The organism is Parapusillimonas sp. JC17, from assembly GCF_052180245.1.
In the GTDB taxonomy this organism is placed as follows: Bacteria; Pseudomonadota; Gammaproteobacteria; order Burkholderiales; family Burkholderiaceae_B; genus Parapusillimonas.
Genome location: NZ_CP197474.1, coordinates 4023777 through 4050532, shown reverse-complemented (window position 1 = coordinate 4050532; position 26756 = coordinate 4023777). Strand labels below are relative to the sequence as shown.

Below are 26756 nucleotides of genomic sequence, written 5' to 3'. Positions count from 1 at the left end.
AAAAATGTCAGTCCATCCCTATTGGGAATTCCCCCACATGAGCCGGCGCATGCCCGTGCTGGCTGCCAATGTCGTCAGCACCAGCCAACCCCTGGCGTCCCAGGCCGGGTTGCGCATGCTGCTGGCCGGCGGCAACGCCGTCGACGCGGCGCTCGCGGCGGCCATCACGCTCACCGTCGTCGAGCCCGTTATGAACGGCATCGGCGGGGACGCCTTCGCAATGGTGTGGGACCAAGGCAGGCTGCACGGCCTGAATGCCTCGGGCCGCGCGCCGCAAGCCTGGACGCCCGATTACTTCCAGGGCATGACCGCCATGCCCGCGCTCGGCTGGGGCACGGTTACCGTGCCGGGTCAGATAGCGGGCTGGGCAGAGCTATCCCGCCGTTTCGGCAAGTTGCCGTTCAGCACGCTGTTCGAGCCGGCCATTGCCTACGCCGAGGAGGGATTCGCCGTCACGCCCACTATCGCGCGGCAATGGGCGGGACAAGCACCCCTGCTGAAGGAACAGCCCGGCTTCGCTCAAGCATTCCTGCCCTCCGGCGCGGCGCCCATGGCGGGAGACCTTTGGCGCTTTCCGGAACAGGCAGCCAGCCTGCGGCGCATTGCCGCCAGCATGGGCCGCGACTTCTACGAAGGCGAGCTGGCGGAACGTATCGCGGCCTTCGCCGCGGCAACCGGCGGCGCGATCTCCCAAGCCGACCTCGCTGGACACCGCTGCGAATGGGTGGAGCCTCTGTCCATGGGCTATCGAGGCGACTATGCCTTGCACGAACTTCCACCCAATGGGCAAGGCATTGCCGCGTTGATGGCGCTGGGCATGCTCGATACCTTCGACCCGCCGCGCGGCGACAATCCGGCCGATCTGTTCACGCTTCCCATAGAAGCCATGAAGCTGGCGTTCGCCGACCTGCACGAGCATGTCGGCGATCCCGTGGCAATGGGTGAACTGGCCGTGCAATTGCTGGACAAGGATTACCTGCGCCGACGCGCGACGCTCATCGACCCGTCCCGGGCTTCGGTGCCCGCCGCCGGCGTTCCCGGCCACGGCGGCACCGTGTACCTGACCGCGGCGGACGCCAGCGGCATGATGGTGTCGTTCATACAATCGAACTACCACGGCTTCGGGTCGGGCGTCGTCGTGCCCGGCACCGGGATCGCGCTGCATAACCGCGGTCGCGGCTTTTCGCTGGCGCCGGGCCACCGTAATCAAGTGGCGCCCGGAAAGCGGCCCATGCACACGATCATCCCGGCGTTCATCACCTGCAAGGGCGAACCGTTCGCCAGCTTCGGGGTAATGGGCGGCAACATGCAGGCGCAGGGCCACGTCCAGATGATGCAGCAGCTGGTCGACCTGCAGCGCAATCCGCAAGCGGCTGTCGATGCGCCGCGATTCCGGGTCGAAGCGGGCCCGCGCGTCATGCTCGAAGCCCACACGCCGTCGCACGTGGTCGACACACTGCGTTCCTGCGGACACAATATCGACATCCATCCAGCCGACAGCCTGGATTTCGGCGCCGCGCAAGTCATCCAGAAACTGCCCCATGGCGGGTATATCGCTGGCTCCGACCCCAGGCGGGACGGCCAGGCAGTCGGCTATTGATTATCAGATGAACAAGGATCATGAGTCATGAATGGTGCGGATAGTCTTTGCGACACGCTTCTGGCCAACGGTGTAGACGTATGCTTTGCCAATCCCGGCACCTCCGAGATGCATTTCGTCGCGGCGCTCGACAGGAAGCCGCAAATGCGTTGCATTCTTGGCCTGTTCGAGGGCGTGGTGACGGGTGCCGCGGATGGCTATGCGCGCATGGCGGACAAGCCTGCCGCGACACTGCTGCACTTGGGCCCCGGCCTCGCAAACGGGCTTGCCAACCTGCACAATGCGCGGCGCGCAAACACGCCCATGGTGAACGTGGTGGGCGAACATGCGAGCTATCACATTCAGCATGATGCACCCTTGACCAGCGACATCGAAAGCCTGGCGCGGCCGATGTCCGATTGGGTGCATCGGATACAGTCGGCGGACGATGTCTCATCCGCCGCGGCAGCGGCGATCGAGGTAGCGACCACCGAACCGGGAGGCATAGCCACGCTGATCCTGCCGGCGGATGCCGCATGGCAGGACGCGTCGCCGTCAATACAGCGGGCCAGATCCGTCGAGCCCGGCGCCATCGACGAAGCCGCGCTGTCGCGAGTCCGCGAAGCCCTGCGCAACGGTCGCAAAACCGTCATTCTGTTGTCGGGCAAGGCCTTGCGCGCAGGCGCCCTGGATATCGCCGGACGCATTGCCGCCAAGACCGGCGCCAAGCTGATGGCGCAGCAGTCCAATAGCCGCATAGAGCGTGGGGCGGGCAGGGTGGTCATCGAACGCGTGCCGTTTGCCGTGGACGCGGCGTTGAAAGCGCTGGAAGGAACCGAGCAATTGATCTTGGTGGGTGCACGCACGCCGGTCGCATTCTTTGCCTATCCGGGAAAGCCTGGCGTTCTAGTGCCCGAGCAATGCGACGTCATCAAGCTGGCGGATCCGGGAAACGACCTGCCCCTGGCTTTGCAGCAATTGGCGGATGCAGTCGGGGCAACAAGCGCTACGCCCGCCATGGTCGCGGAGCGCGGCAGGATCGAACTGCCAACCGGCGCATTGGACGCCAGCGCCATCATCCAGGCCATCGGCGCACTGTGCCCTGAAAACGCCATTATCTGCGACGAGGCGGTCAGCTCCGGCCGTGATTCGTTCAAATGGACCTGGAACGCGGCGCCACATGATTTCCTGCAGATTACCGGGGGCGCCATCGGTATCGGCATCCCGCTTGCCGCCGGCGCCGCGGTCGCTTGCCCGGATCGCAAGGTCATCCTGATGCAGGCCGACGGCAGCGGCATGTATACGCCACAAGGACTGTGGACGCACGCCCGCGAGCAGCTCGACGTCATCACCGTCATCTTTGCAAACCGCAGCTACGCGATTCTGCACAATGAACTGAAGATGATGGGTGCCGGCACGCCCGGGAGGAATGCGCGTCGCATGCTGGATCTCGATTCTCCTCCCATAGACTGGGTGCATATGGCTCAGGCCGCCGGCGTAGAGGCCGCTCGCGCTGCCGACGCGAGAACATTTACCGACCTGCTGCGCACGGCGCTTTCGCGAAAAGGCCCTTTCCTGATCGAGGCTATCATCTGACTTGATGATTCCCTTGCCAACGACACCGACCAAGACATGAGCATGCTGAGCGCCATACAAAACCGAGACATCGACCACCACCTGCACCCCTATACCAATGCGGTCAAGCACCAGCAGATAGGCCCTCGCGTCATCGAACGCGGCGAAGGCATATACGTATACGATGACCAGGGCCGCAAATACATTGAAGGCATGGCCGGCCTCTGGAGCGTGGCGGTCGGCTTCAACGAGCAAAGGCTGGTGGACGCCGCCGCGCGCCAGATGGAGAAACTGCCCTTCTACCACACGTTCAGCCACAAGACCCACACGCCGTCCGTCGAGCTTGCCGAGAAGCTCGTGCAGCTGACCCACGGCCGCATGCGTGCGGCGTTCTTCACCAACTCCGGCTCCGAGGCCAACGACACCGTCATCAAGATGGTCTGGTACTACAACAACGCCCTGGGCCGCAGTCAAAAGAAAAAGATCATCGCCCGAAACAGGGGCTACCACGGCGTGACGGTTGCCTCGGCCAGCCTCACCGGCCTCGCGCCCAACCATCGCGGCTTCGACCTGCCTATGCCGCAAATCAAGCATGTCACTTGCCCCCATTTCTATCGCGAAGGCAAAGAAGGCGAAACCCAAGAGGCCTTTGCGACCCGCATGGCCAACGAACTCGAATCCCTGATCCTGAGCGAAGGACCAGAAACCGTGGCCGCCTTCATCGGCGAGCCTGTCATGGGCGCCGGCGGCGTCATCGTGCCGCCTGAAACCTATTGGGACAAAGTCCAGGCGGTATGCCGCAAGTACGACGTTCTGGTCGTCGCGGATGAAGTCATCACAGGCTTCGGCCGCTTGGGCACCATGTTCGGCTCGCAAAAATTCGGCATCGATGCGGACATCATGGTGCTGTCCAAGCAGATCACCTCTTCCTATCTCCCGTTGGCGGCCGTGCTGCTGGGCGACAAGGTACATTCCGCCATTACCCGGTATTCAGGCGAACTGGGCACCTTCGGCCATGGCTACACCGCCAGCGGACATCCCGTGGCCACCGCGGTCGCGCTCGAAAACATACGCATCATCGAAGAAAAAGGCTTGGTCGAGAACGCCGCCCGCGTGGGTGAGGTACTGCAGTCTTGCCTGCGCGCTCTGAGCGATCATCCGCTGGTGGGCGAAGTACGTGGCACCGGCCTGATCGCAGCGGTCGAGCTGGTCGCGGACAAGGCCAGCCGCCGGCCTTTCGACCCCATCGGCAAGGTGGGCGCCGCCGTATTCGAGACCGCGCATGAGCACGGCCTGATCGTGCGCGGCATACAGGACAGCATCGCTTTCTGCCCACCGCTGATCATCACCGAAGCTGAAGTCCGCGATATGGTGGCAAGGTTTGCCGATACGCTGGAGGACGTAAGCACCAAGCTGCCTTGATTTGAGAGGGTTTTACTGGAAAGTAAATCCACGCTTCGCGATCTATTGCATAATCCTTCTGCTACAGAGCAATACACCTAGAAGGAGATAATGCATGACCAAGCAGTTCAGCTTCAAAGCCATTCGCAGCGTGTTGACAGGCGGCTTGCTGTCGACGGCGATGATCGCAGCCATTGCGGTGGGACCTGTTTCCGCTGCCCATGCGGACGAATATCCATCCAAGCCCATCAAGCTCATCGTTCCTTTCGCCGCGGGCGGCGGCAACGACGGCATCGCGCGCAGCCTGGGCCAGCTGCTTTCCACGTCGCTCAAGCAGCCGGTCGTCATCGAGAACCGTCCCGGCGCGGGTGGGAAGCTGGGCGTCGAAATCGGCCTCAGGGCGGAGCCGGATGGCTATACGCTGACCTTGATTTCGAACAGCTATTCGGTCAATCCCAGCCTGTACAAGCTGCCGTTCGATCCGGTGCGGGACATGACGCCCATCGGGATGATTGCCAAGGCGCCTTTCTTCCTGTCGGTCAATCCCAGCGTTCCGGCCAACAATGTGCAGGAGCTCATTGCGTTGGCCAAGCAGAAGCCGGGCGATCTGACTTACGCGTCTTCGGGCACAGGCGGCATTTCGCATCTGGCCATGGAACTGTTCTTGAAGACCGCCGGAATCTCCATGACGCATGTACCCTACAAAGGTTCCGCCCCGGCCCTGACCGACACCGTGTCGGGCCAGGTGAACGTCATGCTGACCACGGCGGGGTCGACGCTGCCTTACCGGGAAGACAAGCGCTTGAACGTACTGGCGGTGACCCTGCCCGAGCGGGTGTCTTCCGCGACTGACATTCCCACCATCAAGGAAGAGGGTGTTCCATACGAAGTGACCGTTTGGTACGGCATCATCGGGCCCAAGGGCATACCGCAAGCGATTCAAAAGAAATTGAACGATGCGATCAATGTCGCGGTGACACAGGGAGAAATGGCTGAAAGGCTGCGGACGACCGGAGAAGAGTCCGCGCCCGGCAGCCCCGAGGCCTTCCGTGACCAGATCGTCAAAGAGATCGGACTCTGGAGCGACGTCGTGCGCGATGCCGGCGTCACCGTGAACTGATGCATGGCAATGGGGTCAGACCCAGCGGGTCTGACCCCACAACAAAACCGGCGGGGTCTGACCCTTCAGCAAAACCGACGGGGGTCAGACCCTTCAGCAAAACCGACGGGGGTCAGACCCCATCCGGGGTCTGACCCCTCACACCGCCCAACAGTTCGGCCACCGTCTTTCGCAGCCATTGGTTCAGCCTCGCGCTGTCGTTTTGCGCGCTCCATACCATCATCATGCGTGCTTCCCGCAAGATGGCCGGCAGGCGTATGAGCGTCAGATCGTAGTGCCGGCGATATTCCTCTGCAATGATGCGGGGCATGGTCGTGGCGTAGTCGGTTTCCATCAGGAAATGCGGGGCCAGGCCGAAGCTCGACACATAGGCACTGAAGCGCATGGCGTAGCCGCTGCCCTGCAGCGCCCGGTCGAAATTGGTCTCTTTGCCGTACATGTGGGAAAAGGCCAGCCACTTGACGCGTGCCAGATCATTCATGCCAAGGCTTCGACGGCGTGCAAGAGGATGCCTGGAAGAAACGACCCCCACCCGTTCGTCGTTGAACAGCACCTGACAAGGAAAGCGGGAAGGCAGCGAAGGGAACAGCCCGATCGCCAAGTCCATGCGGCCCGAGTCGAGATCATCAGGTGAAAAGTCGCCGTGCACAGGCTGGAAGCGAACGGTAAGCTGGGGAGCAGCCTGCTGGAGAGCCATGGTCAGCGGAGCGGCAAGGAGAAGCTCGATGTGAGCCGCCGCGCCTATATTGATGACCCCGGATAGCTCGCACGGCGAAAAAGGCTGACTGGCGCCCAACGCGTGTTCAAGGCCGGACAGCGCGCCATGCACCTGGGCATGCAGCGACAGTGCGCGCTCGGTCGGGACAAGCTTTTTGCGGATCACCACGAAAACCGGATCTTTGAGCAATTCGCGCAGCCGCGCCAGATCCCGGCTGATGGCGGGCTGGCTCTTGTTCAGCTGCTGTGCGGTTGCCGTCACGCTGCGCGTGTGCATCAGCGAGTCGAAACACAGCAGCACCGGCAGGCTTGCACGGCGAAGGAGAGAGAAATCGGAAGGCTGGTCAGCAGGCATGTTGGGCCATGGCAATATCCATACCATTATCGGTATGAATAATATAAAAACAAATCATTATTTAAATATAACAGCCATGACTAGAATGGCCGATCATGATGAATACTGCGTGGAGGCAGAACATGACATCCGTCTTCTCAAGGCGCTGCAGCCTATCCCTCATTGCTTCGGCGGCCGCCATGGCATCGCTGTTCGCGCCGGCGCATGCCGCGGACTCCTTTCCTCGGCGCCCCGTGACGATAGTCGTTCCGTTCCCCGCCGGCGGAACGCCCGACATCATCGCCCGCATGCTGGCCGACAAGGCGCGTGCCAGCCTGGATCAGTCCGTCGTGGTCGAGAACAAAGGCGGGGCGGGCGGGAACATTGGCGTGCAATACGTTTCACGCAGCAAGCCTGACGGCTATACGGTGGTCATGTGCGCCTACAGCTGCGCGGTCGCTCCTTCCTTGTACAAGCCGGCTCCCTACAGTATTTCCAAGGATTTCGCTCCCGTCATGATGGTGGGCACTGTGCCCAGCGTGCTGGTGGTGAATCCCAAGGTGCCGGCCAAAAGCGTCAAAGAGTTCATTGACTACGCCGCGGCCAATCCGGGCAAGTTGAATGCCGCCTCCTCCGGCGTGGGCGGCTCGGCGCATCTTGCGCTGGAACTGCTGAAGCGTGAAGCCAAAGTCGATATCGCCCATATTCCCTACAAAGGGGCCGGGCAGGTCGCGGGGGACCTGCTTGGCGGCCAGGTCGACATGTACTTCGATAACCTGCCGGCATCGCTGGCAAGCATCAAGGAAGGGCGCTTGGTGGCGATTGGGGTTGCGGGCAAGCAGAGGGCGAAAGCCATTCCCGACGTGCCCACATTTGCGGAATCGGGCTACCCCAACATGCTGGTCAATCCCTGGTTCGGCTTGCTGGCCCCGGCGGGCACGCCGAAAGAAGCCATCGACAAGCTGAATGCCGCGTTCAACGAAGCGCTGAACGACCCTGAAGTGAAGCAGCGTCTGGATGGCCTGGGTGTGGATTCCGCCGGAGGGGCGCCGGCCGCGCTGGCCGGCTTCCTGGAGCAGGAAACCACGGCCCTTGCCCAGTTGATCCAGCAAAACAACATAACCGTCGAATAAAGGCGAACGCCAGCCCGCAGATGTCCAGCAATACCCAGTCCGAGCCCTTATGCCTGCGCGCAATGGGCTCCTTCCACGTTGGTGGCCGGCGCGTGCAGCTTGCAGGCCGGCAACCCTATCAACGGACCATGAGTGTGGGCGGCGAGCCCGTCAGCATCAATCCCAACGGAACATATGCGGTAGAGCAGATGTACGTGCAGTACTACCTTCCCGAGCACTACAATGGAAGAGGCCCGCTGGTGTTCTGGCATGGCGGCGGCATGACGGGCGCCGTATGGGAGACGACGCCCGACGGCCGGGAGGGCTGGGTCAACCGTTTCCTGCGGAAGGGCTGGGACGTCTACGTCTGCGATGCGGTCGAGCGGGGAAGGTCCGGCTTCGCACCGCATCCGGATATCTGGCCGGAAGGCCCCATTACCCAGACCGTGGACGATGTGTATGCGCGCTTTCGCATCGGCGATGCCGCGGGCAGCTATCACCAGGATCCGGCGCGGCGCGCACCCTATCGGAATACGCGCTTTCCGGTGGATCACTTCGATGCATTCTGCCTGCAGATGGTGCCGCGCTGGACGCATACCAATGATGCAATGGTCGGCGCGTTCAAGGCACTGCTTGGACGCATCGGCAAGTCGGTGATCGTTTGCCATTCCCAATCGGGGCCATTGGCCATGAGGCTGGCGTCGGAAACCCCGGGCCTGGTGAGCGCCGTCGTGGGCATCGAGCCCGCCGGCTTGCCTATGCCGGCGCCAAAGGTTTATGGCACGCCCACGCTGATCGTCCTGGGCGGCAATATGGACTCGGACAGGCGCTGGCAGTTGCTCAGCAAAAAGATCGATGCCTTCGCGCGCAAGTTTTCCGCCATACAAATACTGCGCCTCGAGGAATTGGGCATTTTTGGAAATTCGCACGTATTGATGATGGACGACAACAGCGACGACATCGCCCGCAGGGTGGACGCCTGGCTGCGAACTGCGACGCCTAACGCGCTTGATCTCCCGCGCTGATGCTGGGTTCCGATGGCTGCCAGGCACTGCGCTCGATCGTGCGCGCAATGAAGTCGGCTTATGGGGTCAGACCCCGTACGGGGTCTGACCCCGCGACACCACCGGCAGCGGTTACGCCAGCACCCGCACCCTAGGCCCGCTCTCGCGCAATTCGCCAACGACGGCGGCATGTACGAAGCCTTCGGAATGGAAAGCGTCCAGCACCCGGGAGACGGCGTCCGGCGCGCAAGCCACCAACAGGCCGCCGGATGTCTGTGGATCGCACAGCAAGGCACGCAGGGTGTCGTCCACTTCGGCGGCCAGTTCAACGGACTCGCCATAGGACGCCCAGTTGCGGCCCGACGCGCCGGTGATCACGCCCTGGGCCGCCAATTGGCGCACGCCCGGAAGCCAGGGAAGGTCGGCCAGCCGCAGCTGCGCGGACAAGCCGGAGGCGCGCGCCACTTCAAGGGTGTGGCCCAGCAGACCGAAGCCGGTGACGTCGGTCATGGCATGTACTTCGCTCATGCCGCCCAGAACGGCGCCGGGCCGGTTCAACTGCGTGGTGCTGTCTATCATGGCCCGATAGCCGTCGGCATCGAGGAGGTTCTTCTTCAGCGCGGCCGACAGAATGCCAACGCCCAGGGCCTTGCCCAGAATCAGCACGTCTCCGGCTCGCGCATCGGCGTTGCGCTTGATGTGGCCGGGATGCGCCAAACCCATGGCGGCCAGCCCGTAGATGGCTTCCACCGAGTCGATGGAGTGCCCGCCGGCGACGGGGATGCCGGCTTCGGCGCAGATGGATGCGCCGCCTTGCAGTATGCCGGCGATATCGGATTTGGGCAGTACATTGATCGGCATGCCGACGAGGGCCAGCGCCATGATGGGCGATCCGCCCATGGCATAGATGTCAGACAGGGCATTGGCGGCCGCGATGCGCCCGAAGTCGTAGGGATCGTCGACGATGGGCATGAAGAAGTCGGTGGTGGCGATGAGCGCCTGCTGGTCGTTGAGCCGATACACGGCGGCATCGTCGGACGTTTCATTGCCGACCATCAGGGCGGCAAAAGGCTGGGTAGCCGGCATGCCGGCCAGCAATTCCGACAGCACGCCGGGCGCGATCTTGCAGCCACAGCCTCCGCCGTGGGAAAGCGAAGTCAGACGGGGCTTGTCCGGCGTGGATACGGTGTCTTTCATGATGGGGCTCCTGCGACTTGGCGGAAAGCAGCAGGAGTCGAACCTACCTGGGAGCGTCTGACGCCCCCAACTGGGTTTGAAGCCCAGCCATGCCACCGGACACGAATGCCTTCCTGTAGGGCCCTATGATAGCCGCTGCCAGAAGTCCGCGCCATCCTTGCGCAGCACATGCTGGTCGCGCAAGCGCCTGGTGTATCCGGCGCGGTCGAAGAACTCCAGAATCTGTATGCTGCGCTTGCGGCCCAGGCCGGTCTGGTCGCGAAACTGCGCCGCGCCCACGCCTTCGCTTCCGGCCAGTGCTTCGATCAAGCCGGCCAAGCGGACGACCTGTTCGCGGTGGTAGAAAAGATCGCGCACGATCTGATATAGCTCGCCACGGCGCAACAGCTTCAGCATCAGCCGTCTTGTCTGCTGTTCGTCCATGTCCAATTGCTGGGCAAGATCGCGTACCCACGGCGGGTCGAAGCCGCCTTCATTGACCAGCGGCAGCAGGCGTTCGGCCAGTTCGGCTTCCTGAGGCGCGAGGGCCGCGGCATGGCCGGGCGCATGCAGCCATGGCCCGTTGCGCGCGAGCTGTCCCGTATCGAGCAGATGGTCGCATAGCGCCACCCATAATGGCTCGGGCAAGGCAGGCAGCGCCATGCGCCGTAAACGCGCCATGTCGATGCCCGGTTCATCCGGCCAGCGTTGATGGAACGATTCCAGGGTTTGCAGGGCCTGGGCAAGCAAGGCATTCCAGTGCGATTGCCCGATCAGGTGGCGGGGCGCCACGCTGCCGCGGGCGGAGACCCATAGCGCGCCCTCCGGAGGGGCAATGCCGTCCGGCGCTTGCCGCATCAGGCGAAGGACTTGATGCTCGTCCAGGCCCCATGGCGCCCGGCGCAGGAGATCCGCCAAGCCGCCGCCGGCATGCAGTTCGGAGACGGCGCGAAGCCACTCCATGCGTTCCGGCGAGCGGCGCTTGCGCTGCGGCGCATTGGGATCCAGGATGGTCCCGCCGCCCACCGTATGGCGCGCCTGCGCGTCGCGGGCAATATAACGATCGCCCGGCATCGCGCATACCGATTGGTCGAAGACCAACTGCACCCAGCCCGCTTCGCCGGCGGACAGCGTGGCGCTCGACAGGGGCACCGCATGCGCCAGGAAATGTGACGCGCCCAGGTGTATGTGCAGCGGACTCCAGGCGCGTACCGGTCCGGCGCCTGGCAGCAACCGCAATTGCGCGTCGATGTTGCGTGATGGCGTGAAGCAGCGCGGATCGGCGATCCAGTCTCCGCGCGAAATGGCGTCCTTGTCGACGCCTGCCAGGTTCAGGGCGCAGCGCTGGCCGGCCCGCGCTGCCTGTGCAGCCTGGTTCTGCGCATGAATGCTGCGTACGCGAACCTTATGTCCGGCCGGCATCAAGCGCAGATCGGCCGCTTCATCATCCAGACGCAATACTCCGTCATGAACGGTGCCGGTGACGACGGTGCCATGCCCTTTAAGGGTGAAGACCCGGTCCACCGCCAGGCGGAATAATCCCTTCGTATCGCGCAGGGCCATGTCTTGTGCCGCCGCATGAAGGTGGGCGCGCAGTGCGGCAACGCCAGGGTCGTCAGATGCGGCTGCACTGACGAAAAAAACCGGCATGTCCTGCAGGAAGGTGTTCGCCGCCAGGGCGGCGACTTGTTCTTGCACTTCGCGCCGCCGCGCTTCATCCGCCCGATCGGATTTCGAAATCGCGACCGCCCCCTGGTTCACGCCAAGCAGGGACAAGATGGCAAGATGCTCGCGTGTTTGCGGCATGACGCCATCGTCGGCGGCCACCACCAGCAGGCCGAGGTCGATGCCGCTGGCGCCGGCCGCCATGGTATGGATCAGGCGCTCGTGGCCCGGCACGTCGATGAAGCCGAGTATGTCGCCGTTGGCCAGCGGAGTATAGGCATAGCCCAGTTCTATGGAGATACCGCGCGCTTTTTCTTCTTTGAGCCTGTCGGTATCCACGCCGGTGAGCGCCCGCACCAGCGTGGTCTTGCCGTGGTCGATGTGCCCGGCGGTGCCGACGATCATGCGGGGTTTCCTTGCAGCTGCTGCGCAAAGGCCGGCTCGTCGCTTTCTTCCAAGCAGCGCAGATCCAGCCACAACGCATCCTGGGCGATGCGCCCGATGACGGGCCTTGGCAACTGCCGCAGCCAGGCCTCCAGCTTTTGCAGCGCCCGTCCGGGACGGCCCGGACCGGCGGGCCGGACGGCCAGGCCGTAGCTGGGAAGCTGGTCGACCGGCAGGGCGCCGCTGCCGATCTGGCTGAACATGGCGGTGGCGTGCACGGCGTAGCCATTGCCGACCGCCTGCTGCAGCACGGCTTGCAGGCGGTCGGCCTGCATGCGCATCTGCGCCTGCGGCCGGGTCAGCAGGCGCAAGGTGGTGAGGCGGTCAGCCAGCAGGTCCGGTGAGCGGTACAGCGCCAGCACGGGCTCCAGCGCAGCCAGCGTGAGCTTGCCTACGCGCAAGGCCCGTTTCAGCGGATTCTTCTTGATCTTGCGTATCAGATCGGCGCGGCCGACGATCAGGCCGGCCTGGGGGCCGCCCAGCAGCTTGTCGCCGCTGAAGGTGACGATGTCGGCGCCCGCCTGCACCGTCTCGCGCACGGTGTCTTCGCGTGGCAGGCCCCAGCGGGTCAAGTCCACGAGCGTGCCGCTGCCCAGGTCCACCGCGGTGGGCAGGCCGTGCCGGCGAGCGATCTCGACGACCTGGGCGAGGTCCACGCTACGAGTGAAGCCCGTGATGGCATAGTTGCTGCAATGCACCTTCATGAGCATCGCCGTGCGCGGACCAATGGCGTTCTCGTAGTCGCCGGGATGCGTGCGATTGGTGGTGCCGACCTCTACCAGACGGGCGCCGGCGCGCTGCATGATGTCGGGAACGCGGAATGCGCCTCCGATCTCGACCAGTTCGCCGCGGGAAACGACGACTTCGCGCCGGTTGGCCACGGCGTTCAGCATCAGCAACACCGCGGCGGCATTGTTGTTCACGACGGTGGCCGCTTCGGCGCCGGTGAGTTCGCGCAAGAGATCTTCGATAAGGTCGTCGCGATCGCCGCGGCGGCCGGTGGCCAGATCGAATTCGAGGTTGGCCGGCGCGGACAAGGCCTGCACGACGGCCTGCACGGCCTGGTCGGGCAGCAAGGCCCGACCCAGATTGGTGTGCAGCACGGTGCCGGTCAGGTTATAGACGGCGCGCAGGCGGGGGGTGTCCTGTGCGTGCAGGCGCAATCTTGCCTGGTCCAGCAAGCTTGCGGGCGCCAGGGCGCTGGCCGGCAACTTGCCCGCCAATGCCGCGGCGCGCGCTTCATCCAGAAGATGGCGCAATGTGCCGGCAAGCCGGTCGCGGCCGACGCCGGCCGCCAATGATCGACCCGCGCCGGAGCCAAGCACCCGTTCCAGGGAAGGGATGTCTGCCGCGCCGGCCATGGGTTGCGGCATGGGCCCGGCTTCCGCCGCAGGGCGTGCCGTCATGGTTCGACCTGTGTGTGCTGCCAGAGCAGCGGGTTTCCGCTGGCCCGCGCATAGCCCGCTTCGCCCATCAGCATGTCCAGCGTCAGGCTGGCCAGGTCGTCGGCCACGGCATCAACGCCAAGGACTTTTTCCTGGTAGAAGATTTTCCGGTAGGTATGGCAGGCATCGCAGGATTCGGCCTTGATTCCTTCCGGCCCGTCTTCGATGGCATGGTAGGAAACTTCTTTGGTATTTTCGCAATGTGAACAGGTGACGCGCACCAGATGCCATTCGGCGGCGCACAGGGAACAGCACAGGTAGCGGCAGGCGTCGGCCTGGCCGCCGACGCGCACCACGCTGGCCACGGGCAAACTGCCGCATAGCGGGCACACGCCATGTGGCGTGACGACCGGGAGGGCGCTTTCGGTGAAGTCACAGGCCAGGCTGGTCCAGTACACCTGCAAGGCCGCCATGATGAACGGCGCGGCGGCCGCATCCACTTCTTCTTCGAGCTCGGCCAGGATGGCATCGGCCTGAGCCTCGACGGCGCCCGGGGCATCGTGCAGGCGGCGCTGCAGGTCGTGTACCGCCTGTGCCGCCTGGGGCGGCAAGCTGCTCAGCCCGCCCATATGCTCCAGCAGGGCGGCGAGCAAGCCGCGCCAAGCGGCATCGCGTTGCCAGCCGACGGCCTGCAGCGGCGGCATGCCGTGCGCTTGCGCCAGGTCGATGCGCTCGTCCGTGGCGCCCGGTGGCTTGCAGCCCTTTAGCCCCTGGTGTTGGGCATCGGCCAGGCCGGCCATTAAGGAAAGGTAGCCCGATAGGGGGCTGTCTTGTGCCAATTGACGCAGGCGTGCCGCCCGGTCCGAAAAGACGGCCGCCCGGACGGGCAGGCGCAGGCGCGGTATGGAGGTGTGGTCGAGGCTTTCTATCTCGCCACGCGCAAGTACTCGCTGCATTAGCGGTTTCTCCTGAAAAAACATGGCTGCCCCGCGGGACAGGCCGGGGCAGCCATGCTGGTATAGGGCCAAGGCGCTTATTTATGCGAACTGGTTCCGCCACGCAACTGACGCAGCCACGCCCGATGATGCTTCCATGCCCAGCCCGGGGTGACCGTGCCGCGCGTCATGGCCCGCACCGATCCCTTGACCCAGATGCCCGCATAGATATGCACAATGATCGCGCAAATCATCAGAAATGCAAACAGTGCATGCAGCAGCGAGGCCAAGCGTATAGCCCAGATGGGAAACAGGTAGGCGAAGTAGGAGCGCCACATCACCACGCCGGTTGCCAGCAGCCCGAGCATCAGCAGGATCAGGACGAAGAACAGCAGCTTCTGCCCGCCGTTGTAGCGTCCCGCCTCGGGCACTTTCTCTTCGCGATTGGCCAGCACGTCGTTCATGCGCCTTAGCCAGAGCCAGTCTCTGCGGGCCATCAGGTTATGGCTGAACATGCGCGCCGCGAACACCGCGAAGCACACGAACATCAGTACGCCGATGAAAGGATGCAGAATACGCGTCCACACCCCGCCACCCAGCAAATTGCTCATCCAGTAGAAGGCCGGATGGAACAGCGCCAGGCCCGACACCGCCAGCAGCACGAATGTAATGGCGATGATCCAGTGGTTGATGCGCTGGCTGGCGGTATAGCGCTGGACCAGCCCGTGTTTCTTCGCGTCATTCATCCGTCATCTCCTTGGCCTTGCGTTCGTCTTCCTCGTCCGTTTCGTTGGGGCCGGTGCGGATGTAGTGGAAGAAGCCGGTCAGCGCCGCGGCGGCCATGGCAGCCACCGCCAGCGGCTTCGTGATGCCTTTCCAGAGGCCGACCATGGGACTGATTTCCGGATCCTTGGGCAGGTCGCTGTACAGGCCGGGACGGTCTGCATGGTGCAGCACATACATGACATGGGTGCCGCCCACGCCGGGCGGATCATACAGGCCGGCATTGTCGAAGCCCCGGGATTTCAGGTCCACGATGCGGTCGTCGGCATGCTTTTTCATGTCTTCCTTGGTTCCGAAGACAATGGCGCCGGTCGGACAGGTTTTCACGCAGGCGGGTTCCTGCCCGACTGCAACCCGGTCGGAGCACAGGGTGCACTTGTAGGCCTTGTTGTCCTTGTCGGACAGGCGGGGAACGTCGAAGGGGCAGCCCGTGATGCAATAGCCGCAGCCTATGCAGTTCTCTTCCTGGAAGTCGACGATGCCGTTGGCGTACTGGACGATGGCGCCCGGCGACGGACAGGCCTTCAGGCAGCCGGGGTCTTCGCAGTGCATGCAGCCGTCCTTGCGGATCAGCCATTCCAGATCGCCCGCCGTGTTTTCATACTCGGCGAAGCGCATGACGGTCCAGGACTGATCGGTCAGGTCGGCGGGATTGTCGTACACCCCGACGTTGCTGCCGATGTCGTCGCGCAAGTCGTTCCATTCCATGCAGGCCACCTGGCAAGCCTTGCAGCCTATGCATTTGGTGGTGTCGATGAGCTTGGAAACACCGCCTCCCACGACTTCCTGCCGCACATAGGGAGGCTGCGTGGTGGTTGCGGAGCGCCGTTTGATATCCAACGATTGCAATGCCATGGTTCGCTCCTAGGTCCTGTTCACGCTAAAAGGTAGGCGGCACTGGCCGTCCATTGGGGGACAGGCTAGGCGCGGGCGAGGCGGCGTGGTTGATCCACGCAAGGAGCCCGCAACAACGTATGCCCCCCAATGGACGGCCAGCCCGAAGGGTGAACGCGAAAACCGTCGCCCTCCTGCGTTGCGAATGCTCGCCGGGGGCCCGCCACGACTGCGCTTCGCGCCTTGTTGTTCAACGGTTTTCGTGTTCATGACGCCTACCTTTTAGCGTTAACAGGACCTAGATCTTCTCGACCTTGACCAGGAAGGACTTGGACTCGGGTGTGTACGAGTTGCCGTCGCCCACCGGCGGTGTCAGGGTATTGGCCAGGAAGCCTGGCTTGGCCAGCCCGACGAAGCCCCAATGGATGGGGATGCCGACCTGGTGCACGGTTTTTCCTTCGACCGTCAGCGCCTTGATGCGTTTGGTGACGACGGCCACCGCCTTGATATAGCCGCGGTTGGACGATACCTTCACGCGTTCGCCGTGCGCGATGCCCAGCTCGTTCGCCAGCGCCTCGCCGATCTCGACGAATTGCTCCGGCTGCAGAATGGCGTTGAGCTTGACGTGCTTGGTCCAGTAATGGAAATGTTCCGTCAGGCGATAAGTGGTGCCCACGTAGGGGAAGTCGGCCACCTTGCCCATGGATTCCAGGTCCTGCTTGAAGATGCGCGCGGCGGGATTGCTGACCACCAGCTTGTTGTCGGGGTAAAGCGGGTTGTAGCCGACCGGCGTTTCGAACGGTTCGTAGTGAACCGGGAAAGGCCCTTCGGCCATGCCCTTGCGCGCGAAAAACCTGGCGACGCCTTCCGGATTCATGATGAAGGGCCCCATGCCGTCTGCCGGGTTTTCATCAGCCTTGAAGTCCGGCGTATCGGCACCCACCCAGGCCTTGCCGTTCCAGTGAACGATGCTTCGGCGCGGATCGAAGGGCCGGCCGGACACATCGCAGGACGCACGGTTGTACAGGATGCGGCGATTCGCCGGCCAGGACCAGGCCCAGTTCAGCGTCTGGCCGATGCCGGTGGGATCGCTGTTGTCGCGGCGCGCCATCTGGTTGCCCTGGGACGTCCAGCTGCCTGTGTAGATCCAGCATCCGCTGAGGGTCGTGCCGTCGTCGCGCAGTTCGCCGAATCCGGAGAGCTGTTCGCCGGCCTTGCGCAGCACCCGTGCCGGCCTGGAGGGATCGGTTTCTTCGACGAGGTCGACGATGGCGCGTCCGTTGATCTCTTTGGCGAGATCTTGGGCGCTGGGATTGTCCGGCGTGGAATAAGGCCAGGACAAGTTGACGATGGGATCCGGGAACTTGCCGCCTTCTTTCTTGTACAGCCCCAGCATGCGCTGATAGATCAGTGCCATGATCTCGATGTCGCTCTTGCCTTCGCCCGGCGGTTCGGCGCCTTTCCAGTGCCATTGCAGCCAGCGGCCGGAGTTGACCAGGGCGCCTTCTTCCTCGGCGAAGCAAGTGGTGGGCAGGCGGAAGACTTCGGTCTGGATCTTCGAGGAGTCCACATCGTTGTGTTCGCCGACGTTGCGCCAGAATTCCGACGTTTCGGTCACCAGCGGGTCCATGATGACCAGGAACTTCAGCTTGGCGAAGGCTTCGAGGAGCTTGGCTTTGTACGGTGCCGCCGCCAGCGGATTGAACCCCTGGCAGATATAGCCCGTCATCTTGCCCTGATGCATGAGCTCGTATACCTGCAGCATGTCGTAGGGCCGGTCCATCTTGGGCAGGTAGTCGTAGGCCCAGTTGTTTTCGGCCACGGCCGCATCGCCCCACCAGGCCTTCATCAGGCTGACATGGAACTTGCTGTAGTTGCGCCAATAGCTGAGCTGGTTGGGCCTGAGCGGAAGCTGGGTGCGGCTTTTGATGTAGTCTTCGTACACCTGTTCCCGGTCCGCAGGCAGGTTCAGGTAGCCTGGCAGCAGGTTGGACATCAGCCCCAGATCGGTCAGGCCCTGGATGTTGGAATGGCCGCGCAGCGCATTCATGCCGCCGCCCGATATGCCGATATTGCCCAGCAGCAATTGCACCATGGCGCCCGTGCGGATGATCTGCGAGCCGATGGAGTGTTGTGTCCAGCCCAGCGCATACAGGATGGTGCCCGCGCGGTCTTTGCTTGCCGTCGAGGCGAGCATTTCGCAGACCTTCAAGAACTTGTCCTCAGGCGTGCCGCATACCCGCGCCACCATTTCCGGCGTATAGCGCTCGTAGTGCTTCTTGAGCAGCTGGAAGACCGAGCGCGGATGCTGCAGCGTGGGATCGACCTTGGCGTAGCCGTCGTCGCCCAGCTCGTATTCCCAGCTGGATTGGTCGTACTTGCGCGTTTCTTCGTTGTAGCCCGAGTACAGGCCGTCTTCGAAGTTGAAGTCTTCCCGCACGATGAAGGGAAGGTCCGTATAGTTGCGCACGTATTCGTGCTGGATCTTGTCGTTTTCCAGCAGGTAGCGTATGACCCCGCCCAGGAAGACGATGTCGGTGCCCGTGCGTATGGGCGCGTAGAAGTCCGCAACGGAGGCCGAGCGCGTGAAGCGCGGGTCGACGACGACCAGCTTGGCCTTGTTGTGCGCCTTGGCTTCGGTAACCCACTTGAAGCCGCAAGGGTGCGCCTCGGCGGCATTTCCGCCCATGATCAGGATGATGTCCGCGTTCTTGATGTCGACCCAATGGTTCGTCATCGCTCCTCGGCCAAACGTCGGGGCAAGACCTGCCACCGTCGGGCCGTGTCAGACACGAGCCTGGTTGTCGAACGCCAGTGCGCCGAAACTGCGGAATACCTTGTGCGTGATGTAGGCGACTTCATTGGAACTGGCCGATGCCGCCAGCATGCCGGTGGTCAGCCACCGGTTGACCGTTTTTCCGTCGTCGCTGCGTTCGATGAAATTGGCGTCCCTGTCGTCTTTAAGCAGCCGGGAAATGCGGTCGAGCGCGTCGTCCCAGGAAATGCGTTCCCATTTGTCGGAGCCTGGGGCGCGGTATTCGGGGTATTTGAGTCGATGGGGGCTGTTGATGAAATCGGTCAGGCCAGCCCCCTTGGGACAGAGCGTGCCCCGATTCACGGGGTGGTCGGGATCGCCCTCGATATGCACGATGCGCGGATGCGCATTTTTCGCGCCGTCGCCCAGACTGTACATCAGTACGCCGCAGGCCACGGAACAGTATGGACAGGTATTGCGCGTTTCCTTCATCCGCGCCAGCTTGTATTGGCGGACTTCGGCCAAGGCCGGAGCAGGAGCCGCGCCCAGCAATGCCAGGCTGGAGCTTGCCAACGTCGTACCTGTCACCTTGAAGAATTGCCGCCGGCTCATGTTGACCATGGCGCCCTCCAGATGATTGAAGCGGTTGATGCAATGACTGGGGGCGGTTCATGGCGCCCCTATATGGAGCGAGTATAAAGGGGCCTACGGCGAAAAGTCCATGAACAGGCGCGCATTACCATTGCTTGCGCAGATTCAGCAGCACGGTCCTGCCTTGCCCATAGAAGCATTGGAGTTCATTCAGGCAATAGTTGACATATTGGCGATCGCTCAGGTTTGCCGCTGTCAACGACAGTTTGAAGCCGCTCAGGCTGGCGTTGGCCTTGCCCAGGTCGTAATGGATGGCCGCATCCCACAGGGTATTGGCAGGCAGTCGAATGCTCGCTGCTGAGTCCGCGTAGTTGGCGCCGATGTACCGGATACCCGCGCCCACCGACAGCCCGTCCAGGCCGATATGGTCCAGGTCGTGATTGACCCAGAGCGATGCCATGTGGCGCGGCACCCTGGGCAGAGGCAGTCCTTCCAACGATACCCCCGTCGCATTGGGATTCGCCTTGGTGATTTTCGAGCGGGTGTAAGCGTAGGCGCCGATGATGTCCGTATTTTTCCAGAGTCGCGCCCTGGCTTCCAGGTTGAAGCCTTGCGAGCGTACCTCGCCCGTTTGCGTACTGAAGAATTCGTGTCCGGGCAGAGGGTCCGTAGTCAGCATGTTTTTCTGCGTAAGCTGGAATGCCGACAAGGTGACGAGCGTATCGGAGCCTTTGGGCTGGTATTTCACGCCCACTTCGAACTGTTCCCCTGTCATGGGCTTGAAAGGCTTGCCCGCGAAATCGGTGCCGCCCACAGGCTCGAAGGAGGTCGAGTAACTGGCATAGGGCGCTATGCCGCTGTCGAATACGTAATTGACGCCCAGGCGCCCCGTAAAGGCCTCGTCCCGGCGGGGAGTCGTGCTCCGGGCCGTCCGGTTTTCGGTATCGGCATCGGCGCGATCATATCGGCCGCCCACCGTCAGTACCCATCCTCCCGTCCGTATCTGGTCCTGCATGTATATGCCGGTCTGGTGCATGGTCTGCGGCGTGCTGATGCGTGGGATCAGATCCGGGATATCGATGCCATACACGGGGTCGTACAAGTCTATGGAGGCAACCGGAGCGGACGCAAAGCGATAGTCGTCCCGTTGCTTTACGTAATCCAGCCCCAGCAACAAGGTGTGCTCGAGCGCGCCGGTTGAAAAATCCGCTTGCGCCTGGGTATCGATTCCCAGGATGCTGCCTTTGCCCAGGCCTTGCGTCGCGACCCGGCTCAGGGTGCGCTCGTCGGGGGCAAGAGCATAGCCGGGCGTGCCGCGCGCATCGATGTCCACATGGGTGTAGCGCAGGTTCTGGCGCACCGACCAGGTATTGTTGAAGCGATGTTCGAAGGCATACCCTACCGCATACTGCTTGCGATCCATTCCCTCATGCGATGGTTCACCGGAAAAGCGCGTACGCGGCAAGGTGCCGTTGGGGTTGTAGCGCAGCGTGCCCCTGGCCGGCAGGCCCTGGTACTGGGGAATGACCTTGTCATGCTGGTAGTGGGTCAGCAGCGTCAGCGAAGTATCGGCGGAAGGGCGCCAGGTGAAGCTGGGCGCGATCAATTTGCGTTTCTCTTCGGAATAGTCCGCCATGCCGTCGGCGGTCTTCACCAGCCCGGTGATGCGGTAAAGAAATTTTTCTTCGGCGTCCAGGGCGCCGGTGGAATCGAAAGCAAGCTTGCCCGTATGCAGATTGCCGCCCTGCAGCCACAGCTCGTGCCGCGCGTCGGCTTGCGGGCGCCGGCTGACCATGTTCAGAATGCCGCCCGGCGTGGTCTGCCCGAACGGCCCCGACGAAGGCCCTTGCAGGATTTCCAGGCGCTCCAGCATGTAGGGATCGAACTGGGGCACCGAGACGCTGTAGGCGCTGAAGGGCAGCACGATGCCGTCCAGATACTGGCGCACGAACAGGCCGCCGCGTGCCATCACGACGTCGTAGCGGCTGTCGGTTCCGCCAAATGCCGCGATCACGCCCGGGGTATAGGCGACCGCCTGGTTCACAGTCTGGGCACCTTGCATTTCGACCTGATCGCGGGTGACCACGCTGATGGTCTGTGGCGCTTCCAGTATGGGCGTGTCGGTCTTGGTGGCGGTGGCGCTGCGTTCCGCCGTCATGCCGGGTACTGGGCCGTAGGCGTTTTCGGCCTGGGTCGTGACGGTTATGGGTGACAGGGCCGACACGCCGGACGCATTTCCGGAGGAAGCCGGGATGGCTCTGAGCGAGTAGGCGCCGCTGCGCCCCTGAATGACCTGCAAGCCTTGGCCCTGCACGATCCGCATGAGTCCGTCCGGTACGGAAAAACGCCCGTGCAGGCCCTCGCTGCGCTTGCCCTGTGTCAGCGCTGAAGCGGCGGACAGTTCGACGCCCGCCGCCTGCGCAAACTGATTGAGCACGGTGCCGAGCGGCCCGGCGGGAATGTCGTAGCTGCGCAGGACCTGTTCCTGCGTTTGCCCTTGAGCGCCCGCCGGCTTGGTGGTTGTCGACGCACTCAGCACCAGGCCGGCGCACAGCGCCCCGTGGACCAGAGTGGCAAGCAGACCGCGCGCACCCACCCGCGAACGATGCCGTCCACGCGCCGGATCAGAATATGAAGCCATGAAAATATCCTCTTCCATTCGAAGTTTTTTGCTTATGGTCTATTCCGAACGAGGACGGGAAGTCCTCAATGCAGGCGCGGATTAATTTGTAACCGAGACTGGCATCAAGCGCATGGTGAAGCACGTTCAGCGGGCGCGCACGGTCACCCAGTAACGGGTCCTGTAGTCGATCTCGACCGGCAGGGCGAGCTTCAGATTGGCCAGTGCGCGGTCGGTGTCGGCGAGGGAGAACACGCCGGTAATCGACAGGCCGGCGACATCGGATGTGCAGCGCAGCAGGCCCGTCCGGTAGCGCGCCAGCTCGCGCAGAAAGTCCTGGACTCGCATGTTCTCGGCAACGAGCAGACCGCGGGACCAGGCGGATTCACTGTCGGATGCCGGCGACGCGGGGAGCGCATGCCTGTCGGAAAACACGCTGCGCTGGCCGGCATCCAGGCGGGTTGGCGGCTCGAGCGCATGGCTAGGCTGGATCTCGACGGCGCCCTGGAATACCGCGACGTGTGAAACCTCTTCGGTCTGCCTGACGGTAAAGCGCGTTCCCAGGGCGCGCACGGTGCCTTGGCGGCTTCGAACGATGAACGGACGTCCGGGCGAGGCCGGATCGCGGCTGGTGGTGACCAGTATCTCGCCCTGGCGGAGAATCACCTCGCGGGCGGCATGGTCGAAACGCACATTGACGGCGCTCGACGTATTGAGCAACACGCGCGTGCCGTCCGCAAGCAGGATTTCCCGTATTTCGCCCACGCTGGTGCTGTGGTCGGCCGAAAGAAGCCGCCACGCTTCGCTTTCGCGCACGATGGGCAGCGCGGCCGCCGCTACGGCGGCGACACCCAGTGTCTGGAGCGCACGGCGGCGCGATGGCTTGGCGGGTTTGGTGGATTCGAGCAGGACGGCGGTCGCGTGCTGCGGCGCCTCCTGCAGCTTGCTGTCGAAAGCCTGCAGGCGACGCCATGCGCGTTCGTTGTCGGGGTGCGCGGCACGCCACTGGCTGCAGGCGGCATGGTCGGCCTCGCAGGCATCGTCTGCCCAGAGCCGCGCCATCCATCGGGCCGCTTCTTGCACGATGGCGGCATCGATGGGCGGCTGCCGCGGACCGTCATCGCTGATCATATAAAGCCATGTAGCATGCTTGCAGACCGCGCGCGATGTATTTTTCCACCGATGATACGGATACGTTCAGCTGCTCTGCGATGTCGCGGTAATTCATGCCGTCGATCTTGCACAGCAGAAGGGCGCGTCTTGCCTTGTCGGGCAGCCCTTGCAGGACGGCATCTATTTCCATCAAGGCCTCGAGCGCCAGCGCACGGGTTTCCTCGGAGGGCGCTTCGGCTTCGGGAAGCAGGCTCAGCGTTTGCAATTAAGCCGCCTCGACGCGGCGCCGGCGATACAGATCGATCACGAGACCATTGGCGACACGCGCAAGATAGCGGCGCGAATGCTCTGGCTCGGGTGGATTGCCGGCAGCCAGAATGCGCAGATAGGTATCGTGGGCAAGGTCTGCTGCGTCGAAGGCGTTGCCCAATTTCTTGTACAGCCAGCTCCGCAGCCAGCCATGATGGTCGCTGTAGAAGGATTCGATTTCCTGCGATGGGGAGTGGGCCGTGGGCATAAGACGCTGGCGGGGCGGCTGATTAGTGTTCGCGAATAAGAATTAGTCTCATTATAGTTGTAAAATATTCGATTGCCTATGCGTGGACAGGCATGTACGAAAGAAGTGCATGTGCACACGCCCGACTATATATAAGTACATACTTGTAGTAACGAGAAGCATTTGCAATAATGGTCTTCGATTTTCAATGACTTGGTCCTGAAGCAGGGTCATTTCAGCCACATATAAGCAATTGCTTACAAAAAACAGCCGCGGTGGATTACGGGTTTTGACGGTCTCAAACGTCTTATAGATAGAAGCGGGGCGCGAAAGACGTTTTTCCCAAGGACTCGCCCCAAGGCAAAACATGAAACAAAGAGATCGAAGGTAGCAAGCGCGTGTCCAAAGCAAAGAAAGTCTCGAAATCGAAGCTCTGGTTTCTGGTGCATAGCTGGCTGGCGCTGCCCCTGTGGCTGTTCGTGTTCTTCGTATGCGTCACCGGCACAATTGCCACGGTCAGCCAGGAAATCGTCTGGCTGGCCAATCCCGCCGTGCGTGCCAATGCGCCGTCCGCGAACGCCGAAATGCTCGGTTACGACGCGATCTTGAAAGTGGTCGAACGCGAGCATCCCGGAGCGGTAGTTCAGTCCATCTCGCGTCCGGTCAAGTCCCAATTCGCCTTGACGGTGCGCGTCGGATACCCGGACGCCACTTCCGCATCCCTGTACGTCAATCCGTACACCGGTCATATCCAAGGCAGCAGCTCGGGCTTCAACTTCCAGCAGTTCGTGCGCGCACTGCATGGCTGGCTGCTGATTCCCTTTACCAATGGCTTCAGCCTGGGTTGGTACATCGTGGCGTTCCTGGGGGTTCCGATGCTGGCTTCGCTGGTGACCGGCCTCGTCGTCTACAAACGCTTCTGGCGCGGCTTCATGAATCCAAGATTGCGCCTGGGCCAGGGGGCGCGCATATTCTGGGGCGATTTTCACCGGCTGGCAGGCATCTGGTCGATTCCGTTCATCGCCATCATTTCGATCACCAGCATCTGGTTCCTGATTCAGGCGGCATTGTCCGACAACCAGATTTCCTTCTCGACGGCCGGCGTGCCGCCAGTGGTCGCGCGCGAAGATATACCGCGCGTGACGGCCGGCGCCCCGCCTCCCATGATCAGCCTGGACAGGGCCGCGCAGATCGCGCAGCAGACTTTCCCCGACCTGGAGGCTTCGTTCGTCCGGTTGCCGGCGAACGCATACGGCCATATCGGCGTGGGAGGGCGCGGCGCCTATCCCTTGCTGTTCGAAAACCTGAGCATCAATCCCTATACGGGCGCGGTCGAGCATACGCGCCGGGTGTCCGACCGGTCCGGGTTGGAAATGGTCACCGAATCCATGCGGCCGCTACACACCGGCGACTTCGCCGGAACGTGGCTCAAGCTGGTCTACTGCCTTTTTGGCTTGCTGTTGAGCATGATGGTGTTCAGCGGCATGATGATCTGGACCAAGCGCACGTTCAAAGAAACCGTCGCGGCGACCAGGCGCCGTGCGCCGGCCGTAGCGGGCAAGCAGGCGCCTGCCGCAATGGCCAGGGCGACGGCGGGAGGCCGACATGAATAAGGCGACGGCAGGGCATGGGCCGACATCCAGGCTGGCGCTGAAATGGAAGCGCTGGCGCTTTCATTTGAGTGCGTTGCTGCTGATTCTGCCGCTGGCATATCTGCCCAGGTATTTCGACAATCTGGCGCTTTTGAGCGGCGGAAAAGGCCTGGGCCAGCGCGAGCTGGGTGAGCTTGCCGTTGGCCCCTGGTCGGTGCGGCTCGCGGAGTGGCGTGTGGAAGCGCCCAGGCGCGACGGGGCGGCCGGCCACATGAAAGCCTTTACGCTGGCGCAATGCAAAGAGTGCATCGGGCATATCAAGGCGGCTTACCTGCGGGTGGGCAAGCCCCGTAGCCTGCGCGCGGCCGGCGCGCTGTTCTCTGGCAGCCCCTATCGGCAAATGGCCAGCGCGCTGATTCCGGAGCAAACCGCGCCGGATGCCGAATTATGGGTGACTCTGGAAGGCTGGGATGGCGCGGTCCATCAGGCAAGCCTGCCTCTGGCCAAGGCATCGCCCACGACTGTCCAATGGTTAACGCAACGCAAAGGGAGGCCCTGATGACCAGGCCTGATTTTTTCTCGTTCGCCGCCCGTGCCGTCGCCGGAGCGGGTCTATGCCTGGCGGCAGCCGCCGCCTGGGCGCACAATCCCATTGCCGAATGCAAAGCGACCGACGACACCACGGTCCAGTGCAAAGGCGGCTTTTCCGACGGCAGCGACGCGCCGGGCGTTACGCTGGACGTGATCTCTTACGATGAAAAGATACTCGTGCCAGGCAAGCTGGGCGAGGATTCCACGATGACTTTCAAGAAACCCGCCGGCGAGTTCTACATTCTGTTCGACGCCGGTCCCGGACACGTGGTTGAAATCGACTACACCGAGATCGAGTCGTGACGACGCAGGTCGTCAGGCCGGCAGGTGCCGGCTATGAAACCTTGATCGTACTCAGCCTGTGCGCGCTGATCGTGGCCTTGGCGGGTGCCGTCGTCTTTGTCAGGACCTCGACCGACGTCGTGTCCGGCGTCGCGGCCAATCAGTTCGATGCGCGACGCGACCTGAGCGCCGCCGAGCAAGGCCTGTATGCCGACTTGCGGGTGGCTGCCGACGAAATCCTGTTCATGACCGATGCGCAAGGCGCAGCCCCTTCGGTCGCGGATTTGGCCGAACAGGGTCTGCCGCCCTTCGTTCAGGACGCCAGCGCGGCCAACCGCGGGGCGCATGCCTGGCAGCGGCTCGATCTTCAGGACGGCAGCGCTTATCTGGGGCTGAGCAGCGATGCCGGCGTGGCCGGATCGCTGCTGCTGCGCCTGCCACCCTCCGCGCTGAAAGGCGAACACTCGGCCGAAGCGGGCCACCTGCACGGACCGTCCGCCGACATATGGCTGAGTCGTGAAGCCCGCGCGCGCGCGCCCGGCAATCTGGACGAGTCCGGCCTGCTTGCCGCCGGCTGGCGGCAGATCGCAGCGCAGTTCGATGCGGGCGTCACGCGCCAACGGCGCTAGGGTGGCGCGTGCATCCATCCACC

General features: G+C 63.1%; 20 protein-coding genes, 1 tRNA gene and 1 pseudogene. 10 read left to right on the top strand and 12 right to left on the bottom strand.

The window, feature by feature from the left end; all coding sequences use genetic code 11:
• Nucleotides 1-4 precede the first annotated feature (4 nt).
• From ACSBPU_RS19580 to ACSBPU_RS19565, 4 genes are all read left to right on the top strand, one after another.
• The gene (locus tag ACSBPU_RS19580) at nt 5-1600 is read left to right on the top strand and encodes a gamma-glutamyltransferase family protein (protein ID WP_442593455.1); all 1596 of its coding nucleotides are present in this window, start codon (nt 5-7) and stop codon (nt 1598-1600) included.
• Nucleotides 1601-1627: 27 nt separating this feature from the next.
• A complete protein-coding gene (locus ACSBPU_RS19575) occupies nt 1628-3175 on the top strand; it encodes an acetolactate synthase large subunit (protein ID WP_442593454.1) in 1548 nt (515 codons plus the stop codon).
• 36 nt (nt 3176-3211) lie between these two features.
• Complete coding sequence (locus ACSBPU_RS19570) at nt 3212-4576, top strand: aspartate aminotransferase family protein (protein WP_442593453.1); 1365 nt, start codon at nt 3212-3214, stop codon at nt 4574-4576.
• 94 nt (nt 4577-4670) lie between these two features.
• Nucleotides 4671-5675, top strand: a complete 1005-nt coding sequence (locus tag ACSBPU_RS19565) for a Bug family tripartite tricarboxylate transporter substrate binding protein (protein WP_442593452.1) — start codon at nt 4671-4673, stop codon at nt 5673-5675.
• 112 nt (nt 5676-5787) lie between these two features.
• Here ACSBPU_RS19565 and ACSBPU_RS19560 read toward each other — a convergent pair whose 3' ends face one another.
• Nucleotides 5788-6747, bottom strand: a complete 960-nt coding sequence (locus ACSBPU_RS19560; protein ID WP_442593451.1) for a LysR family transcriptional regulator — start codon at nt 6745-6747, stop codon at nt 5788-5790.
• 122 nt (nt 6748-6869) lie between these two features.
• Here ACSBPU_RS19560 and ACSBPU_RS19555 point away from each other — a divergent pair, with 122 nt between their 5' ends.
• Nucleotides 6870-7859, top strand: coding sequence for a Bug family tripartite tricarboxylate transporter substrate binding protein (locus ACSBPU_RS19555; RefSeq protein WP_442593450.1), 990 nt, complete (start codon nt 6870-6872; stop codon nt 7857-7859).
• A 20-nt stretch (nt 7860-7879) separates the two neighbouring features.
• On the top strand, nt 7880-8863 hold the full coding sequence (locus ACSBPU_RS19550; RefSeq protein ID WP_442593449.1) for a hypothetical protein: 984 nt from the start codon (nt 7880-7882) through the stop codon (nt 8861-8863).
• 111 nt (nt 8864-8974) lie between these two features.
• Here the strand turns inward: ACSBPU_RS19550 and selD are convergent, their stop codons facing one another.
• The 11 genes and pseudogenes from selD to ACSBPU_RS19495 all read right to left on the bottom strand — a co-directional run bounded on the left by selD (nt 8975) and on the right by ACSBPU_RS19495 (nt 23660).
• Nucleotides 8975-10039 carry a selenide, water dikinase SelD gene (gene selD / locus ACSBPU_RS19545; RefSeq protein WP_442593448.1) on the bottom strand — a complete coding sequence of 355 codons (1065 nt, stop codon included), beginning with the start codon at nt 10037-10039 and terminating at the stop codon, nt 8975-8977.
• Between the two features lie 18 nt (nt 10040-10057).
• Nucleotides 10058-10153, bottom strand: a tRNA-Sec gene (locus ACSBPU_RS19540).
• A 9-nt stretch (nt 10154-10162) separates the two neighbouring features.
• On the bottom strand, nt 10163-12088 hold the full coding sequence (selB, locus tag ACSBPU_RS19535; protein WP_442593447.1) for a selenocysteine-specific translation elongation factor: 1926 nt from the start codon (nt 12086-12088) through the stop codon (nt 10163-10165).
• Nucleotides 12085-13533: an L-seryl-tRNA(Sec) selenium transferase gene (selA, locus tag ACSBPU_RS19530; protein WP_442593446.1), complete on the bottom strand. Its 1449-nt coding sequence runs from the start codon at nt 13531-13533 to the stop codon at nt 12085-12087. The genes selB and selA overlap by 4 nt, the downstream gene beginning before the upstream one ends.
• Nucleotides 13530-14468, bottom strand: coding sequence for a formate dehydrogenase accessory protein FdhE (fdhE, locus tag ACSBPU_RS19525; RefSeq protein ID WP_442593445.1), 939 nt, complete (start codon nt 14466-14468; stop codon nt 13530-13532). Before fdhE ends, selA begins: the two co-directional genes overlap by 4 nt.
• Before the next feature lie 77 nt (nt 14469-14545).
• Nucleotides 14546-15193, bottom strand: coding sequence for a formate dehydrogenase subunit gamma (locus ACSBPU_RS19520; protein ID WP_442593444.1), 648 nt, complete (start codon nt 15191-15193; stop codon nt 14546-14548).
• Nucleotides 15186-16085: a formate dehydrogenase subunit beta gene (gene fdxH / locus ACSBPU_RS19515; protein ID WP_442593443.1), complete on the bottom strand. Its 900-nt coding sequence runs from the start codon at nt 16083-16085 to the stop codon at nt 15186-15188. Before fdxH ends, ACSBPU_RS19520 begins: the two co-directional genes overlap by 8 nt.
• 277 nt (nt 16086-16362) lie before the next feature.
• The gene (gene fdnG, locus ACSBPU_RS19510) at nt 16363-19440 is read right to left on the bottom strand and encodes a formate dehydrogenase-N subunit alpha (RefSeq protein WP_442593442.1); all 3078 of its coding nucleotides are present in this window, start codon (nt 19438-19440) and stop codon (nt 16363-16365) included.
• Nucleotides 19441-19555: 115 nt separating this feature from the next.
• Nucleotides 19556-22051 (bottom strand): TonB-dependent siderophore receptor, encoded by a 2496-nt coding sequence (locus ACSBPU_RS19505; protein WP_442593441.1) that lies wholly within the window; start codon nt 22049-22051, stop codon nt 19556-19558.
• Nucleotides 22052-22177: 126 nt separating this feature from the next.
• Nucleotides 22178-23161 (bottom strand): FecR domain-containing protein, encoded by a 984-nt coding sequence (locus ACSBPU_RS19500; protein ID WP_442593440.1) that lies wholly within the window; start codon nt 23159-23161, stop codon nt 22178-22180.
• Nucleotides 23148-23660 (bottom strand): annotated as a pseudogene (locus tag ACSBPU_RS19495) (sigma-70 family RNA polymerase sigma factor). Before ACSBPU_RS19495 ends, ACSBPU_RS19500 begins: the two are co-directional and overlap by 14 nt.
• Before the next feature lie 377 nt (nt 23661-24037).
• Here ACSBPU_RS19495 and ACSBPU_RS19490 point away from each other — a divergent pair.
• Genes ACSBPU_RS19490 through ACSBPU_RS19475 form a run of 4 tightly spaced genes read left to right on the top strand, consistent with a single transcriptional unit; the run spans nt 24038 to nt 26733 of the window.
• Nucleotides 24038-25252, top strand: a complete 1215-nt coding sequence (locus tag ACSBPU_RS19490) for a PepSY-associated TM helix domain-containing protein (protein WP_442593439.1) — start codon at nt 24038-24040, stop codon at nt 25250-25252.
• On the top strand, nt 25245-25790 hold the full coding sequence (locus tag ACSBPU_RS19485; RefSeq protein WP_180067179.1) for a thiamine pyrophosphate-binding protein: 546 nt from the start codon (nt 25245-25247) through the stop codon (nt 25788-25790). Before ACSBPU_RS19490 ends, ACSBPU_RS19485 begins: the two co-directional genes overlap by 8 nt.
• Nucleotides 25790-26125, top strand: coding sequence for a hypothetical protein (locus ACSBPU_RS19480; RefSeq protein WP_442593438.1), 336 nt, complete (start codon nt 25790-25792; stop codon nt 26123-26125). The genes ACSBPU_RS19485 and ACSBPU_RS19480 overlap by 1 nt, the downstream gene beginning before the upstream one ends.
• Nucleotides 26122-26733 carry a DUF6162 family protein gene (locus ACSBPU_RS19475; RefSeq protein ID WP_442593437.1) on the top strand — a complete coding sequence of 204 codons (612 nt, stop codon included), beginning with the start codon at nt 26122-26124 and terminating at the stop codon, nt 26731-26733. The genes ACSBPU_RS19480 and ACSBPU_RS19475 overlap by 4 nt, the downstream gene beginning before the upstream one ends.
• Nucleotides 26734-26756: the final 23 nt, after the last annotated feature.